Origin of the sequence: Kitasatospora dryopteridis (genome assembly GCF_050749075.1) — a bacterium.
GTDB lineage: Bacteria > Actinomycetota > Actinomycetes > Streptomycetales > Streptomycetaceae > Kitasatospora.
The window spans coordinates 4006168-4021816 of the sequence record NZ_CP192749.1; the positions used below are offsets into that span (position 1 = coordinate 4006168).

Here is a 15649-nt window from a genome sequence, read left to right on the forward strand (position 1 = left end):
GCGCCTGACGGACCGCCGCACGACGGGTGCGGCCGCACGGGCAGGAGCAAGGCACATGGCGGACACCCGGCGACCGAGACCCGCGGCACTCGCGGCGGCCGGCCTGACCCTGATCGCCGTCCAGGGCATCGGCCTGTGGGTCGGCAGCTCGGGCGGCCCGGCGTTCGTCGCCCGGGTCGGCGACCACCCGGTGGTGCCGGGCGTCCTTGCCCTCGTCCTGCTCACCGCGGCGCTGTTCCTGCGGACGCGCTCCCGCATCGTCCGGGCCGAGACCGTGCTGGTCGCCGCCACCCTGACCGCCGGGGCCGTGGGCCTGCAGGCCATGGGGCTCGTCCCGGACTGGGAGGTGACGGACCGGAAGCCCGCGCCCGGGAACGCGGAGCGCACCGTGGTGGTGGAGCAGGCCTCCGACTGGATCGACACGCTCACCCGGGTCTCCGTGGAGGACGGCTCCGGACTCACCCTGTGGCGCTGGCAGGTCGGCGAGTTCAGCAGCGACGACCCCGCGCTCGGCGTCGCCTCGGTGGACTGGGCCGGCCCCGACCGGCTGCGCCTCACCGGCCCCGACGGCGATGTGCGCCTCGTCGACCTCGCCCCCGGCAGCGGCCGGCCCTCCCGCACCTTCTCCCGCTACTGACACCGGCCGGCACCGGCGCCGTACGGGAACGGGCCCGGGCCCTCCACGGCCGGACGGCCTGCAACCGAGCCGGACCGGAACGCGTCCTTCCGCGATGGACGGGACCCGTGACGGCACCGTCCAAACGGCACCGTGCATACCGGGTATGTGGACATGGGGGTCGCTTGCGTGCGAGGGTGGATCGACGGTATCGATTCTGCAACACATGACACTCCGTCACATCCTGTCCCCGACCAGAGAGTCCCTCGTGCGAGCAGCCTCCGCCACCAGGAACGCACCCGCGCCCAGCAGACGCCGCGCCCGTCAGCAGCGGCGGCGGCGGGCGCGGCGGCGCACGGCCTTCGGCATAGGCCTGCTCTGCTCACTCACGGTGCTGGGCGTCACGGCGTTCATGGTGCTCGGCGACAAGGACGGCACGGGCTCCGGAGGCCCGACCGCACAGGCCCGGCCGATCCCGCCGCTGAGCAGTTCCTCGACGACCACCCAGAAGGCCCCCGAGAGCCCGGCTCCCGCACCCACCCCGACGCCGACCCCCAGCCCGACCCCCAGCCCCAGCGCGGTCACCGAGAAGGGCAAGGGCACCTTCACGATCGCCACCGCCAGCGGCAGCGCGGTCGGCAAGGGGACGACCCGGCGCTACCGCGTGGAGGTCGAGGACGGCATCGGCATCGACCCGCAGGCCGCCGCCCAGCAGGTCCAGGCGATCCTCAGCGACAAGCGCAGCTGGACGGCCGACGGCAAGAACGGCTTCAAGCTGGTCTCCGACGGCGTGTACGACTTCACCGTCAAGGTGGCCTCGCCCGACACCGTCGACCGGATCTGCGGATCGGCCGGCCTGGACACCAAGGGCGAGGTCAACTGCGACGTCGGCAAGCAGGTCGTCGTCAACTCCAAGCGCTGGCTGACCGGTTCCCCGCAGTTCAGCGGCACGCTCGACGACTACCGGGCCCTCATCGTCAACCACGAGGTCGGGCACCGGATCGGCCACGGCCACGAGGGCTGCCCCGGCAAGGGCAAGCCCGCGCCGGCCATGATGCAGCAGATCTACGGCCTCAACGGCTGCGTCTCCAACGCCTGGCCGTACACCGCCGAGGGCGTCTACATCAGCGGCCCGAGCGTCCCGTAGGGCCCGTCCGAGGCACTTGGCGGTCCACCCGGGGTCGCCCGCCCGGTCAGTAGGCGATCGCCGCCACGCCCTCCGCGGTGCCGGCCACCAGCAGCCCCCCGGTGAGGGCCAGCGCCCAGACCTGCGAGCCGAGCCGCACGTCGAGCGGCTCCGCCGCCCCCGGCACCCGGACCCGCACCAGGCCGTCCGCCCAGGCCGCGGCCACCACCGGGCCGGCCGGGGTGTCGGCCGCGGCGAGCGCGGTGACCTGGCCCCCGCGGCGGTCGAGGGCTTCGTCGGCCGGGGCGTCGGCGCCGTTCGCCCACACCCGCACCGAGCCGTCGAACCCGCCGCTGACCAGCAGCCCGGCCGTGCCGGCCAGCGCCGTCACCGGGCCCTCGTGCAGCTTCTCACCGACCGCCCCGACGCCGGTCCCGTACCGGTGGACGGCGCCCGTGTCGTCGCCGACGGCCGGCAGGCCCTCCGCGCCGGTGGCGGCGATCGCGCTCAACCCGCCCCGGACGGCCTCCCGCAGGGCCTCCAGGGCCGCCTCGACGGCCTCTGCGGGGTGGGCGGCGCCCGGCTGGGGCAGTGCGGTCGCGGTGCCCTCCGCGTCCAGCAGGACGACGGTGCCGTCCGCGGCCGCGGTCAGCCCGCGCAGCGGCCGGGCGGCGGCGGGCAGCGCGACCCGGGCCAGCGGACGGCCGGTCGGCGCGTCGACGGTGCGGACGACGCCCGACGGGTCGGCCAGCAGCAGCTGCCCGGCGTAGCCGCCGGTGCCGACCGCGAGGCCGGCCACCGGTCCCGGCCAACCCTTCGAGGAGTCCGGCCACATCGCCCAGACCGCCCGCCAGGGCGCGGGGACGGCCGCCAGGCGCTCGGCGGCCTCGTCGTCCATGCCGATCAGCCGGGTCCGCAGCACGGCCGCACGGACGGCCGGGTCGGGCTCGCCGACCAGTGCCGGGCCGGCCGCCGTCCAGGCGGCGGGGACGGCGCCGTACACCTGGTCCAGGGCCGCCGTGACCGCCACCGGTTCGGCGCGGCTGAGGAGTTGGGCGTCGACGAGCAGGCCTTCGGCCGAGCCGTCGCGGGCGGCGGCGGTCCACAGGTCGCCGAGCAGGGCGGCGTCCGCGGCAGCGAGGTCGGGCCGGCCGTCGGGGTGGCGCGGCACCCGGGCGATCAGCTCAGCGCCCGTCTCGGCCGGGCGGCCGGCCGTTCCGTCGGCCGCACCGGGGCTGGGGTAGGCCGCGGGGTCGGCCCCGGCCGCGGCGGCCCAGGCGGCGAACCGCGCGGGCTCCGTCCACTGCGGCAGGTCGAGGTCCAGGACGGCGGGCTCGGGCACCACCGTGCCGAAGGCGACCGCCGCGGCGCCGCCGTCGGGCGCCTCGACGACCATCCGCACCAGCTCGGACTCGGCCAGCGGCCGCAGCAGCCCGGCCACCAGGTGGGAGGGGTGCACGGCGCGGCCGAGGTCGGGGACGCAGACCACGATGCGCCGGCCGTCGTCCTCGAGTGCGGCGAGCAGTTCGTCCGGGCGGCGGACGAGGTGGCCGAGCTGCCGGCCGAGCTGCCAGAGGGCGCTGTCGACGGTGAGCCGCTCCCCGGCGAGCACCGCGTGCACCCGCCGGTGCTCGGGCACGTCCTCGCCGGCGCCGGCCTCGGCGAGCCAGGAGAGCAGGTGGGTCTTGCCCGCTCCGGCCGAGCCGGCCACCCGGCACAGCCGCGGCGCCCGCTCGTCCGCGAGCCAGCCGAGCAGCGCCCGCCCGGCCGGCCTGCGGCCCGCCCTCAGCGGCGGTATCCGAAGCGCGCCGTCACTCATGCCCTGGTCCCCTCGTAGCCCGGTGAACGACCCATGAGCTTAGACCGACCGGCACATGGGGGGCGGCGTCGCAGTGCCACAGCTGTCGCCCGGCCGGCTTCTCCTCAGTCGCCGCCCGGACTCGGCCCTGACGCCGCTCCTTCTCCCATCCCCCATGTGCCGGTCGGCCTTACTTACCACCCGTCACCCCACCGCCACGGCGACCGGTCCGCGGGCGGCGGTGTGGCGGGCGGCCGGCGGCGGTGCGTCAGCCCAGCACGGGCAGCAGGCCGCCGAGGTCGCTGCGCTCGCCGCTGGCCTGCACCTCGGCGGCCTCGACGGCGTCCGGCCAGGCGCGGCGTCCGGTGGCGAGCCGGACCCAGGTGAGCGGGTCGGTCTCGACGACGTTCGGCGGGGTGCCGCGGGTGTGCCGGGGGCCCGCCACGGCCTGCACGACCGCGTACGGCGGAATCCTCAACTCCACGGCGCCGCCGGGCGCCTGGTCGGCGAAGGCGTCGGCGAGCAGCCGGGTGGCGGCGGCCACCGCCTGCCGGTCGTGCGGGAAGGCGTCGAGGCCGAGTGCGTCCGCGAGGTCGTCCGCGTGCACCACGGTCTCCACCAGCCGGGTGACCAGGAAGTCGGCGAGCGGCATCGGCCCGAAGCGCATCGCGATCCGCCGCCCGGGCTCCGCGGCGGCGGGGCCGGCGAGCACGGCGAGCAGTTCGTCGCAGCGGCGGTCGAACTCGGCGGCGACCTCGTCCTGGGTCCCGGCGAAGGGGCCGGCGGCGAGTTCCTCGGCGATGTCGTTGATGGTGGCGGCCGCGGTACGGGTGCTGCGGGCCCAGTCCAGCGGCGTGATCGCCGCGGCGTCCGGCAGCGGGTCGTCCAGGTGGGTCGGCACCCAGCTGACGACCATGCCCAGGTGGGACACCAACTCCCGTACCCGCCAGTCGCCGAGGCGGGTCGGCAGGTCCAGCTGGTCCCCGGTCAGGCCGCGGACGGCGCCGCGCAGCGCCTCGGTCTGCCCGGCGAGCGCGGTGCGCACCTTCGCCGGGTCGTACGTGCGGGTCTTGGTCGGCATACGGGCAGCGTAGCGCCGAGGGGCGGCCGGCTCCGGAGAGCCGGCCGCCCCTCGGGACGTACGCCGGTCAGGCGAGCAGGGCCTCGATGACGCCGGTGTGGGCGTCCTTCAGCTCCGCCAGCGTGACGGTGAACTGGCCCTGGACCTCCAGCGCGTCGCCGTCGACGACGCCGATCCGGGCGGCGGGCAGGCCGCGGGCACCGCACATGTCGTTGAACCGGACCTCCTCGCTGCGCGGCACGGAGACCACCGCACGGCCGGCCGACTCGGAGAACAGGAACACGAACGGGTCCGTGCCCTCCGGGACGACCACGCGGGCGCCGTTGCCGCCCTTGAGGCAGCTCTCGACCAGGGCCTGGCCGAGGCCGCCGTCGGAGAGGTCGTGCGCGGCGTCGATCATGCCGTCGCGGGAGGCCGCGATCAGGATCTCGCCGAGCAGCCGCTCGCGCTCCAGGTCGACCTTGGGCGGCAGGCCGCCGAGGTGGTCGTGGGCGACCTGGGCCCAGGCGGAGCCGCCGAGCTCGTCCTCGGTGTCGCCGAGCAGGTACAGCAGCTGGCCCTGCTCGCCGAAGCCGATCGGGGTGCGGCGGGTGACGTCGTCGATGACGCCGAGCACCGCGACCACCGGGGTCGGGTGGATGGCGACCTCGCCGGTCTGGTTGTACAGCGAGACGTTGCCGCCGGTGACCGGGGTGCCGAGCACCTGGCAGGCGTCGGCGAGGCCGCGGGTCGCCTCGGCGAACTGCCACATCACGTCCGGGTCCTCGGGGGAGCCGAAGTTGAGGCAGTCGGAGACGGCGAGCGGCTTGGCACCGCCGGCCGCGACGTTGCGGTACGCCTCGGCCAGGGCCAGCTGGGCGCCGGTGTACGGGTCCAGCTTGGCGTAGCGGCCGTTGCCGTCGGTGGCGACCGAGACGCCGAGGTTGGTCTCCTCGTCGATCCGGATCATGCCGGAGTCCTCGGGCACCGAGAGCACGGTGTTGCCGAGCACGTAGCGGTCGTACTGGTCGGTGATCCAGGACTTGGAGGCCTGGTTCGGCGAGCCGGCGACCCTGAGCAGGGCGTCCTTGAGCTCGGCGCCGTTCGCCGGGCGGGCGAGCCGCTCGGCGGTGGGGGCGTCGGCCTGCAGCGCGTCCTGCCAGCTCGGGCGGGCGAAGGGACGGTGGTAGGTCGGGCCCTCGTGGGCGACGGTGCGCGGGGGCACGTCCACGACCTGCTCGCCGTGCCAGAAGATCTCCAGGCGCTCGCCGTCGGTCACCTCGCCGATGACGGTGGCGATGACGTCCCACTTCTCGCAGATGGCGAGGAAGCGCTCGACCTTGTCCGGCTCGACGATGGCGCACATGCGCTCCTGCGACTCGCTCATGAGGATCTCCTCGGGCGAGAGCGTGTTGTCGCGCAGCGGCACGGTGTCGAGGTCGATCCGCATGCCGCCGGTGCCGGCCGAGGCGAGCTCGGAGGTGGCGCAGGAGAGGCCGGCGCCGCCGAGGTCCTGGATGCCGGCGACCAGGTTCTCCTTGAAGATCTCCAGGGTGCACTCGATGAGGAGCTTCTCCTGGAACGGGTCGCCGACCTGGACGGCGGGGCGCTTGGCCGGGCCGGTGGACTCGAAGGTCTCCGAGGCGAGCACCGAGACGCCGCCGATGCCGTCGCCGCCGGTGCGGGCGCCGTAGAGGATGACCTTGTTGCCGGGGCCGGAGGCCTTGGCGAGGTGGATGTCCTCGTGCTTCATGACGCCGACGCAGAGCGCGTTGACCAGCGGGTTGCCCTGGTAGCAGGGGTCGAAGACGACCTCGCCGCCGATGTTGGGCAGGCCCAGGCAGTTGCCGTAGCCGCCGATGCCGGCGACGACGCCCGGGAGCACCCGGCGGGTGTCCGGGTGGTCGGCCGCACCGAAGCGCAGCGGGTCCATCACCGCGACCGGGCGGGCGCCCATCGCGAGGATGTCGCGGACGATGCCGCCGATGCCGGTGGCCGCGCCCTGGTAGGGCTCGATGTACGACGGGTGGTTGTGCGACTCGACCTTGAAGGTGACCGCGTAGCCCTGGCCGACGTCGACGACGCCGGCGTTCTCGCCGATGCCGACGAGCATGGCGTCGTTCTCGGGGGCCTTCTCGCCGAACTGCTTCAGGTGGACCTTGGAGCTCTTGTACGAACAGTGCTCCGACCACATGACGGAGTACATCGCGAGCTCGGCGCCGGTCGGGCGGCGGCCGAGGATCTCCCGGATGCGCGCGTACTCGTCCTCCTTGAGGCCGAGTTCGGCCCAGGGCTGGGCGGCGTCCGGGGTCTGCTCGGCGTTCTTGACGGTGTCGAGGCTCATCAGGCGTTCACCAGCTGCTTCAGGACGGAAGTGAAGAAGCCCAGGCCCTCGGTGGTCGGGCCGGTGAGCGGCTCCACGGCGTGCTCCGGGTGCGGCATCAGGCCGACGACGTTGCCGGCGGCGTTGGTGATGCCGGCGATGTCGCGGTACGAACCGTTCGGATTGACGTCGAGGTAACGGGCCACGACCCGTCCCTCGGCCTCGAGTTCGTCGAGGACGTGCTCGTCGGCGACGAAGCGGCCCTCGCCGTTCTTCAGCGGCACGACGATTTCCTGGCCGCTGCTGTAATCGGACGTCCACGCTGTGTCGGCGTTCTCGATGCGCAGCTTCTGGTCGCGGCAGATGAAGTGCAGCGAGTCGTTGCGGGTGAGCGCACCGGGCAGCAGGTGCGATTCGCAGAGCACCTGGAAGCCGTTGCAGATACCGAGGACGGGCATTCCCTGCCGGGCCTGCTCGATGATGGTGTCCATGACCGGCGAGAAGCGGGAGATGGCCCCGCAGCGCAGATAGTCGCCGTACGAGAATCCGCCCGGCAGAACGACCGCGTCGACCTGGTGCAGGTCCTTGTCGCGGTGCCAGAGGGCGACCGGCTCGGCGCCGGCGAGGCGGACCGCGCGCTGTGCGTCGCGGTCGTCGAGGGATCCGGGGAAAGTGACGACGCCAACGCGGGTGGTCACTTCGCCTCCTCCTCGACGCGGACGGTGAAGTCCTCGATCACGGTGTTGGCGAGAAACGTCTCGGCGGCCTCGCGGATGCGGGCCAGCGCGGCGTCGTCGACCGGCCCTTCCAGCTCCAGCTCGAAACGCTTGCCCTGGCGGACGTCGGCGATCCCGGCGAAGCCGAGACGCGGCAGTGCACGCTGCACCGCCTGTCCCTGGGGGTCGAGGATCTCCGGCTTGAGCATGACGTCGACTACGACGCGTGCCACTGGCACTCCCGGTGGTGATTGCGTGAAGGCGGGGGACCTTCAGACTACCTGGGATTTCGGGCCCCTCCGCGGGCCGCTCCTAGCGACGCGCGTAGACAAACGCCCCTTACGCAGCAAGGGCTCCGGGCGTTCCAAGCTCTCCCGGGCATCCTCCGGGGCGCCCCTTTTCTCCGGTTCCAATCCCCGCCCGGGCGGCCCCACCGAGAACGCCCGAATACCGGCACACCGGACATGTCGGCCACGCCTATCGGCGGCAATCCTCCTCCTCGTGAAGCCTCGTGAATATCCGGAAAAAAGGAATGCCGGGGCCTTCGATTTCCAGCCCCTTTGGGTGCAGAATAGGGCGACCGGCGGCAGCAAGCGGCTGTCTTTCGGCACGGCATGCCTGCCTGCCGTCATGCGCCCGCACCGCCGGCGGACGGGCCACCGGGCACCAGCACCCGGCGGCCGAATTGCCCGAGAGGATTGACACCCATGGCTCAGCGTGTAGTCGTCACGCTCTCCGACGACCTGGACGGCGGCGCCGCCGCAGAAACCGTCCACTTCGGTGTCGACGGGAAGTCGTACGAGATCGACCTCTCCGTGGAGAACGCGGAGAAGCTGCGGGAGGCCCTCGCCCCGTTCGTCGCGGCCGGCCGTCGGCAGAGCCGCACCGGCAAGTCCTTCCGGCGCACCGCCCTCACCCCGGACCCGGCCGCCGTGCGCAAGTGGGCCCAGTCGCACGGCATGGAGCTGCCCGCCCGCGGCCGCATCCCCAAGGCCGTCTACGAGCAGTTCGCCGAGGCCAACTGAGGTCCGGCCGCAGCAGCAGTCGCCCCGCCCCGGTACCCCTCCGGGGAAAGGGTGGGGCGAGCACTCCGATCGATGGGGTAGAGTATTTCTCGTCGCCGCAACCGGGGGCCGAAAGGCAGCCGGGCGGGGCGATCGGTGCCCAGGCACCACGCGGACGTGGCTCAGTTGGTAGAGCATCACCTTGCCAAGGTGAGGGTCGCGAGTTCGAATCTCGTCGTCCGCTCGCAGTGTCGAGCAAACAGCAGTTCCGCCCGACCCGGCAGTACAACTCAACAGCATGCGGACGTGGCTCAGTTGGTAGAGCATCACCTTGCCAAGGTGAGGGTCGCGAGTTCGAATCTCGTCGTCCGCTCCGAATACGAAGGGCCCCCTCTCACGAGGGGGCCCTTCGTGGTTTCCGGCCCCTCCCGCGTCCGGCCCCGCCGGGCGCCATGACATTTGTCACCGCCGACCCGTGGAAGCGCACGGGCAGCCGATGACGGCGCGCACTGACCGTGCGCGCCGCGCGCCGGAAGGCTGGAGGCATGAAGGACACCAGCCACTCCGGGCCCGCCGTCGAGGCCGTGGAACTGCACCGCCGCTACGGCCCGGCCGGCCCGAACGGCTTCGACGCCGTCCGCGGCCTCGACCTCACCGTCCACCGCGGCGAGCTCTTCGCCCTGCTCGGCACCAACGGCGCGGGCAAGACGTCGACCATGGAACTCCTGGAGGGCCTCGCCGCCCCGACCGCCGGCCAGGTGCGCGTGCTCGGCCGCGACCCGCACCGCGAGCGCACCGCCGTCCGGCCGCGGATCGGCATCATGCTGCAGGAGGGCGGCTTCCCCGGCGACCTCACCGTCGCCGAGACCTGCCGCGGCTGGGCCGGGCTCACCACCGGCGCCCGGCCCGTCGACGAGGCCCTCGGCCTGGTCGGCCTCGGCGACCGGGCCGGCGTCCGGGTCAAGCAGCTCTCCGGCGGCGAGCGCCGCCGCCTCGACCTCGCCGTCGCCCTGCTCGGCCGCCCCGAGGTGCTCTTCCTCGACGAGCCCAGCACCGGCCTGGACCCGGAGGCCCGCGCCGCCGTCTGGCGGCTGATCCGCGAGCTCCGCGGCGAGGGCACCACCGTCCTCCTCACCACCCACTACCTGGAGGAGGCCGAGGAGCTCGCCGACCGGCTCGCCATCATGCACGCCGGACGGATCGCCGCCACCGGCACCGTCGGCGAGGTCATCGCCGACCGCCCGGCCCGGATCGCCTTCGAGCTCCCCGAGCGCTGCGGCCCGTACGAGGCACTCGGCCTGCCGGCCCTGCCCGCCGCCGAGGTCACCGCGGAAGGGCGCCGGATCACCGTCCGCACCCGCCGGCTGCAGAGCGACCTCACCGACCTCCTCGGCTGGGCCGCCCACCACGGCGTCGCCCTCGGCGGGCTGGAGGCCCGCAGCGCCACCCTCGAAGAGGCCTTCCTCGCCATTGCCGCCGAAGCGGCCGCCACCCCCGAGACGATCGGCAGCACCCGATGACCGCGTCCGCCGCCCCCGCCCCGACCACCGCCGCGGGCCGCCTGCTCGCCCTCGGCCGCACCGAGGCCACCCTGCTGCTCCGCAACCGCACCGCGCTCTTCATGGCCGCCGCCATGCCGCTGGTCATGATGGTGGCCCTCAAGGGCATCCTCGACCAGCAGGCCGCGACCACCCCGAACCTCGACCTGCACGCCAACCTGGTCAACGGCGTCGCCGGTCTGGTCCTGCTCTTCGTCGTCTACTACAACCTCACCACCGCCTACGTCGCCCGCCGCGGCGAGCTCGTGCTCAAGCGGCTGCGCACCGGCGAGGCCCGCGACCTGGAGATCCTCGGCGGCACCGCGCTGCCCTCGGTCGTCCTCGGCCTGCTGGAGTGCGGCCTGATCGGCGCGGTCGGCGCCGCCCGGCTCGGCCTGCCCTCCCCGGTCAACCCGCTGCTGATGGCCCTCGGCCTGCTCCTCGGCACCGGACTGCTGATCGCCCTGGCCGCCGCCACCAGCGCCTTCACCAAGACGGTGGAGACCGCGGGCATCACCACACTGCCGCTGCTGTTCCTCGCCCAGATGGGCTCCGGCCTGCTCATCCCGCTGGAGACCATGCCCGACGGCCTGGCCACCGCCTGCCGCCTGCTGCCCACCACCCCGGCCTTCCAGCTGATGCGCCTGGGCTGGTTCGGCACCGACGGCTCCGACGAGCCCACCGGCTTCCTGGGCAGCTGGCTGGAGGCCCTCCCCCACCTCGGACTCGGCGTCCTGTGGCTGGCCGCCGGCGTCTGGGCCGCCCGCCGCTGGTTCCGCTGGGAGCCCCGCCGCTGACCGCACCCGTACTCCGCCGGAACACGCCCGTACTCCGCCGACCGCCGCTGATGGGAGGATCTGACGACCGTGCATCCGTCGAGAGGGGACGACGTGGACATGCCGAAGCCGGCCCGGCGCTGGCGGGAGGTCGGCAAGCCCAAGCGCACCGAGATCTTCATCCGCTGGTCGCTGTACCTGACCGGCCTGCTCCAGCCGCTGGTCGTCGGCGGCGCGCTCACCGGGCAGGACGGCGAGGACCTGCCCGCCCCCACCCGGATCGCGATCGCCACGGCCTCGCTCGCCACCACGGCGCTGTTCCTCGTGTGCTGCCGCACCGGGCTCGAGCACTACCTGGGCCGCCGCCCGCGGCCCACCGGCTGGCTGACCGCCTTCACCGCGACCGCCCTCGGCGGGTACTGGGCCGTGCTCGGCACCTACCACTCCGGCAGCACCGAGCCCGTCCCCTCCGGGGTCGTCGCGGCCACCTGGCTGCTGGTCTTCTGGTTCGCCCCGCTGGCCATCGCCGTACCCGCCAAGGCCTGCGCCCCGATCGGCCTGCTCGGCCTGCTGCTCTGCGCCCCCGCCGCCCTGGTCGGCGGCATGCCCGCCGGGGCCGCGGCCGGCCTGGCGGTCGGCAACGCCGTCTCCATGGTCCTGGTCGGCGCCACCTGGCGCAGCTCCGCCTGGATCGTCGCCGTGGTCTGGGAACTCGACACCGCCCGTGAGGCCCAGGCCCGGCTCGCCGTCGCCGAGGAGCGGCTCCGCTTCTCCCGCGACCTGCACGACGTGCTCGGCCGCAACCTCACCACCATCGCCCTCAAGAGCGAGCTCGCCGTCCAGCTCGCCCGCCGCGGACGCACCGAGGCCGCCGACCAGATGGTCGAGGTCCAGCGGATCGCCCAGGACTCGCAGCGCGAGGTCCGCGAGGTCGTCCGCGGCTACCGCACCGCCGACCTCGCCGCCGAGGTCGCCGGCGCCCGCTCGGTGCTGCGCGCCGCCGGCGTCGAGTGCGACATCGACCTCGGGCCGGACGCCGCCTCCCTCTCCGCCGTCGCCCAGTCCGTGCTCGGCTGGGTCGTCCGCGAGGCCACCACCAATGTGCTGCGGCACAGCGAGGCCGGGCACTGCACCGTCACCCTGCGGCTCGACGGCAGCCACGCCCGGCTGGAGGTGGAGAACGACGGCGTGGGCGAGCGCCCCGAACCGCGCGACCACCCCGGCACCGGCCTGCTGGGCCTGCGCGAACGGCTCGCCGCCCACGGCGGCGGGCTCGCCCTCCCGCCCGCCGACCCGGGCCGGTTCCGCCTCACCGCATCGCTCCCGCTGAACCTGCCGGCCCTGGAGGTGGCCGCCCCGTGACCGAACCCGTCCGCGTCCTGCTCGCCGACGACGAGCACCTCATCCGCGGCGCCCTCGCCACCCTCCTCGGACTGGAGGACGACCTCCAGGTGGTGGCCCAGGCCGCCTCCGGGCCGGAGGCCCTCGCCATGGCCCGCGCCCACCGGCCGGACGTCGCCGTCCTCGACCTCCAGATGCCGGGCCTGGACGGGATCGAGGTCGCCGCCGAACTCCGGCACGTCCTGCCCTCCTGCCGGACGATGATCGTCACCGGGCACGGCCGGCCGGGATACCTCAAGCGGGCCCTGGAGGTCGGCGTCCGCGGCTTCCTCCCGAAGACCGTCTCCGCCTCCGACCTCGCCGGCATCATCCGCACCGTGGTGGCCGGCGGCCGCTACGTCGACCCCGAACTCGCCGCCGACGCCATCAGCGCCGGCGACAGCCCGCTCACCCCCCGCGAGACGGACGTCCTGGAGCTGGCCGCCCACGGCACCTCGATCGCCGAGATCGCCGAACGCGCCGCCCTCTCCCCCGGCACCGTCCGCAACTACCTGTCCTCCGCCGCCGGCAAACTCGGCGCCGAGAACCGCCACGCCGCCGTCCGCCTGGCCCGCGAACACGGCTGGATCTAGCTCCGGGAACAGGCCAGGCGAGAACAGGGGCGCGTGGGGGCACCTCCCGGCCGAAGGCTGGGGGGAGAACTGCGCAATCCGGATGCCGGTCACCGTACGAATCAGGGCTTGCCCGATTCAGTCGCGATGCCCGCATCCGGGATTGCGCGGCTCCCCGCGCCCCTATGGGTTGCCCCTTCAGGCCCAGGTGGTGCCGGTGATGCGCTCGTAGGCCTCGATGTACTTGGCGCGGCTGCGCTCGACGATCGCGGCCGGCAGCTCCGGCGGCGGCTGCTCGCTCTTGCGGTCCCAGCCGGACTCCGGCGAGGCCAGCCAGTCGCGGATGAACTGCTTGTCGAAGGACGGCTGGGCGCGGCCCGGCTCCCACTGGTCGGCGGGCCAGAACCGGGAGGAGTCCGGCGTCAGCACCTCGTCGCCGATGACGAGCTCGCCGTCGAGCAGGCCGAACTCGAACTTGGTGTCGGCCAGGATGATGCCCCGCTCGCGGGCGATGTCCCGGGCCCGGGTGTACACGGCGAGGGTGGTCTGCCGCAGGTTGGCGGCGAGTTCGGCGCCGACCCGGCGGGCGGTCTCCTCGTAGGGGACGTTCTCGTCGTGCTCGCCGACCTCCGCCTTGAGGGCGGGGGTGTAGATGGGGGCGGGCAGCTCGGAGCCGTCGACCAGCCCCTCGGGCAGGGCGATGCCGCAGACGGTGCGGGAGACCCGGTACTCCTCCAGGCCGGAGCCGGTGAGGTAGCCGCGGGCGACGCACTCGACGGGCGCCATCTCCAGGCTGCGGCAGATCAGGGTGCGGCCCTTCCAGTCGGCGGGGGCGCCGGCCGGCAGCTCGGTGGAGATCACGTGGTTGGGCACGATGTCGGCGATCCGCTCGAACCACCACAGCGACAGCTGGGTGAGGATGCGGCCCTTGTCGGGGATCTCGTTGGGCAGCACCCAGTCGAAGGCGGAGGTGCGGTCGCTGGCCACCATCACCAGGTCGCCGTTGGCGGCGCGGTACAGGTCGCGCACCTTGCCGGTGTGCAGGTGGACCAGGCCGGGAACCTGGACGGGCTCGGGCTTGGTGACAAATCCGCTCAAGGTCGTCTCGTCCTCAGGGAAGGGGGCTGACGGCCCGAGTCTTTCACGAGAGCTGCCTGGCCTCCTTGCAGAGGTGGTCGAGGAGGTTGGCGGTGGCCCGCTGGATGCGGTCGTCGGTGTGCCCGGGGCGGTCGAGTGCGGGCGACCAGGCGAAGGTGCCGGCGGCGAAGACGTACGCGCCGCTCGGCGCCCGGTAGAGGGAGGTCTGCTGGTGCCGCAGCCGGCCGGCGCTGTCCCGGTACGGGGAGTGGGCGAGCAGGGTGCGCTCGAGGTGGTCCGGCAGCGGGGCCCGCGGGTGGTAGTGGTCGGCCTCGCCGGCGACCAGGCCGGGCAGCGGGTCGCCCTCCTGGAGGCCGGTGCCGGACCAGAGCCAGTGCGCGGTGTTGCGGGCGATCATCGGCGCGGGCACGGGCACCCGCCCCGCGTACTGCACGCCGAGCAGGGCCTGTTCGGGCTCGCCGGCCTCGCGCCAGAGCGCGCTGGCGCTGCCGGACAGCCCGGCGGCCGGGCTGCCCGCCGGGACCCGCTGCCGCTTGCGGCAGTTGAGCAACCGGTGGGGCTCGCCGGAGGGGCCGGGCGACAGGTCGACCCGCCAGTACATGGTGTTGGCGGAGAGGAAGACCAGCGAGGTGCCGGTGTCCCTGGCCTCCTCGACGGCCCGCCGCATCGGCTCGGACCAGTACTCGTCGTGCCCGGGGAAGACCATCGCCCGGTGCTTCGACGTGTCGACCTGCCCGGCGTGCAGGTCGGTGGCGGTGGCGTAGGCGAGGTCGTAGCCGTAGCGCTCGGCCCAGCGGATGAAGTCGTAGGCGTGGCCGACGTGCAGCGGCAGCCCGGCACCCGCGTGCGGGCGGTCGAAGGAGACGGTGACGGCCGCCTCGGACTCGCCGACCAGCCGCCCCTCGGCGTTCCAGGCGTGGTAGAGGCTGGCGCCGGTGTGCCCGTCCTCGGGGAAGAGGTTGTAGGCCTGCCAGGTCACGTCGGGCAGGACGAGCAGCAGCTCGGCCGGGTGCGCCGGGTCCGCGTCGCGGACGGTGAACGGGATGTGGCTGCGGTGCCGGTCGTCGGCGGTGGTGAGCACGGCGACGTACGCCCCGGCGCGCCAGCTCGGGGGGATGTGCAGCCGCCAGGACTGCCACCAGTGGTGGCAGGAGACGGTGCGGCCGACGACCAGTGGTGCGGCCTGGGCGAGGCCGGAGATCAGCGGGCTGGAGCTGACGTGCCGGGCACCGTCGCCGCCGTAGTGGCCGATCCGGTAGACGTCCACGGTGAACTCGCGGGGCGGGTTGACCGTGACCCGGAAGTCCACGGAACCGCCGGGCCGCACCACGCCGGCCGAGGCGAATCCCTTGATCTGCTGGTCCACGTCGTCGGCGTTGGCCGGACTGTTGACCGGCACCGCGGGGCGGGGCGCGGTGAACGGCTGCTGGCCCGGCGCGTCGACGCTGACGTACCAGGGCACCCCGCCGTCGGCGAGGTACTGGTCGGGGCTGCGCAGCCACGGCAGCGGCCCCTGGCCGAAGGGGTCGGACACGCCGTGTGCCAGCGTGCCGGACTCCCACCGGCGGTTGAGTTCCGTCCCCACGGGCCCCTCCCACGGTCGCCGGCATCGGGCTCGACCCGCCCGTCCGCGGCTGGCATG

14 protein-coding genes and 2 tRNA genes are annotated in these 15649 nt (G+C 74.1%); 9 read left to right on the plus strand and 7 right to left on the minus strand.

The window, feature by feature from the left end; translation table 11 throughout:
* The first annotated feature begins 55 nt into the window (after window positions 1–55).
* Both ACQ614_RS18295 and ACQ614_RS18300 read left to right on the plus strand, forming a co-directional pair.
* A complete protein-coding gene (locus tag ACQ614_RS18295; RefSeq protein WP_431679617.1) occupies window positions 56–637 on the plus strand; it encodes a hypothetical protein in 582 nt (193 codons plus the stop codon).
* Window positions 638–884: 247 nt separating this feature from the next.
* A complete protein-coding gene (locus tag ACQ614_RS18300) occupies window positions 885–1763 on the plus strand; it encodes a DUF3152 domain-containing protein (RefSeq protein ID WP_431679618.1) in 879 nt (292 codons plus the stop codon).
* A gap of 46 nt (window positions 1764–1809) precedes the next feature.
* On the opposite strand, the gene ACQ614_RS18305 is transcribed toward ACQ614_RS18300, so the two are convergent.
* The 5 genes from ACQ614_RS18305 to purS form a co-directional block, all read right to left on the minus strand.
* Window positions 1810–3561 carry a hypothetical protein gene (locus ACQ614_RS18305; protein WP_431679619.1) on the minus strand — a complete coding sequence of 584 codons (1752 nt, stop codon included), beginning with the start codon at window positions 3559–3561 and terminating at the stop codon, window positions 1810–1812.
* Between the two features lie 247 nt (window positions 3562–3808).
* The gene (locus tag ACQ614_RS18310) at window positions 3809–4621 is read right to left on the minus strand and encodes a sterol carrier family protein (protein WP_431679620.1); all 813 of its coding nucleotides are present in this window, start codon (window positions 4619–4621) and stop codon (window positions 3809–3811) included.
* Between the two features lie 67 nt (window positions 4622–4688).
* Window positions 4689–6944: a phosphoribosylformylglycinamidine synthase subunit PurL gene (gene purL / locus ACQ614_RS18315; protein ID WP_431679621.1), complete on the minus strand. Its 2256-nt coding sequence runs from the start codon at window positions 6942–6944 to the stop codon at window positions 4689–4691.
* The gene (gene purQ / locus ACQ614_RS18320; protein WP_431679622.1) at window positions 6944–7621 is read right to left on the minus strand and encodes a phosphoribosylformylglycinamidine synthase subunit PurQ; all 678 of its coding nucleotides are present in this window, start codon (window positions 7619–7621) and stop codon (window positions 6944–6946) included. The genes purL and purQ overlap by 1 nt, the downstream gene beginning before the upstream one ends.
* Window positions 7618–7872 (minus strand): phosphoribosylformylglycinamidine synthase subunit PurS, encoded by a 255-nt coding sequence (gene purS / locus ACQ614_RS18325; RefSeq protein WP_363494830.1) that lies wholly within the window; start codon window positions 7870–7872, stop codon window positions 7618–7620. The genes purQ and purS overlap by 4 nt, the downstream gene beginning before the upstream one ends.
* Before the next feature lie 474 nt (window positions 7873–8346).
* Here purS and ACQ614_RS18330 point away from each other — a divergent pair, with 474 nt between their 5' ends.
* From ACQ614_RS18330 to ACQ614_RS18360, 7 genes are all read left to right on the plus strand, one after another.
* Window positions 8347–8664 carry a histone-like nucleoid-structuring protein Lsr2 gene (locus ACQ614_RS18330; RefSeq protein WP_363494828.1) on the plus strand — a complete coding sequence of 106 codons (318 nt, stop codon included), beginning with the start codon at window positions 8347–8349 and terminating at the stop codon, window positions 8662–8664.
* 150 nt (window positions 8665–8814) lie between these two features.
* Window positions 8815–8887, plus strand: a tRNA-Gly gene (locus ACQ614_RS18335).
* Window positions 8888–8943: 56 nt separating this feature from the next.
* Window positions 8944–9016: transfer RNA gene (locus ACQ614_RS18340), tRNA-Gly, on the plus strand.
* A gap of 172 nt (window positions 9017–9188) precedes the next feature.
* Complete coding sequence (locus ACQ614_RS18345; RefSeq protein WP_431679623.1) at window positions 9189–10163, plus strand: ABC transporter ATP-binding protein; 975 nt, start codon at window positions 9189–9191, stop codon at window positions 10161–10163.
* Window positions 10160–10978 (plus strand): ABC transporter permease, encoded by an 819-nt coding sequence (locus tag ACQ614_RS18350; RefSeq protein WP_431679624.1) that lies wholly within the window; start codon window positions 10160–10162, stop codon window positions 10976–10978. Before ACQ614_RS18345 ends, ACQ614_RS18350 begins: the two co-directional genes overlap by 4 nt.
* A gap of 99 nt (window positions 10979–11077) precedes the next feature.
* The gene (locus ACQ614_RS18355) at window positions 11078–12319 is read left to right on the plus strand and encodes a sensor histidine kinase (RefSeq protein WP_431683955.1); all 1242 of its coding nucleotides are present in this window, start codon (window positions 11078–11080) and stop codon (window positions 12317–12319) included.
* Window positions 12316–12930 carry a response regulator gene (locus ACQ614_RS18360; RefSeq protein ID WP_431679625.1) on the plus strand — a complete coding sequence of 205 codons (615 nt, stop codon included), beginning with the start codon at window positions 12316–12318 and terminating at the stop codon, window positions 12928–12930. Before ACQ614_RS18355 ends, ACQ614_RS18360 begins: the two co-directional genes overlap by 4 nt.
* A gap of 177 nt (window positions 12931–13107) precedes the next feature.
* Here the strand turns inward: ACQ614_RS18360 and ACQ614_RS18365 are convergent, their stop codons facing one another.
* On the minus strand, window positions 13108–14007 hold the full coding sequence (locus ACQ614_RS18365) for a phosphoribosylaminoimidazolesuccinocarboxamide synthase (protein ID WP_431679626.1): 900 nt from the start codon (window positions 14005–14007) through the stop codon (window positions 13108–13110).
* A 43-nt stretch (window positions 14008–14050) separates the two neighbouring features.
* Entirely contained in the window at window positions 14051–15592 is a 1542-nt protein-coding gene (locus ACQ614_RS18370) for a N,N-dimethylformamidase beta subunit family domain-containing protein (RefSeq protein WP_431679627.1), read from the minus strand.
* Window positions 15593–15649: the final 57 nt, after the last annotated feature.

Bases quoted from the DNA above. Each gene is read 5' to 3' on its own strand.
- ACQ614_RS18295 (WP_431679617.1), top strand. From the start codon at position 56: ATGGCGGACACCCGGCGACCGAGACCCGCGGCACTCGCGGCGGCCGGC.
- ACQ614_RS18305 (WP_431679619.1), bottom strand. From the start codon at position 3,561: ATGAGTGACGGCGCGCTTCGGATACCGCCGCTGAGGGCGGGCCGCAGG.
- ACQ614_RS18310 (WP_431679620.1), bottom strand. From the start codon at position 4,621: ATGCCGACCAAGACCCGCACGTACGACCCGGCGAAGGTGCGCACCGCG.
- purL (WP_431679621.1), bottom strand. From the start codon at position 6,944: ATGAGCCTCGACACCGTCAAGAACGCCGAGCAGACCCCGGACGCCGCC.
- ACQ614_RS18330 (WP_363494828.1), top strand. From the start codon at position 8,347: ATGGCTCAGCGTGTAGTCGTCACGCTCTCCGACGACCTGGACGGCGGC.
- ACQ614_RS18345 (WP_431679623.1), top strand. From the start codon at position 9,189: ATGAAGGACACCAGCCACTCCGGGCCCGCCGTCGAGGCCGTGGAACTG.
- ACQ614_RS18350 (WP_431679624.1), top strand. From the start codon at position 10,160: ATGACCGCGTCCGCCGCCCCCGCCCCGACCACCGCCGCGGGCCGCCTG.
- ACQ614_RS18355 (WP_431683955.1), top strand. From the start codon at position 11,078: ATGCCGAAGCCGGCCCGGCGCTGGCGGGAGGTCGGCAAGCCCAAGCGC.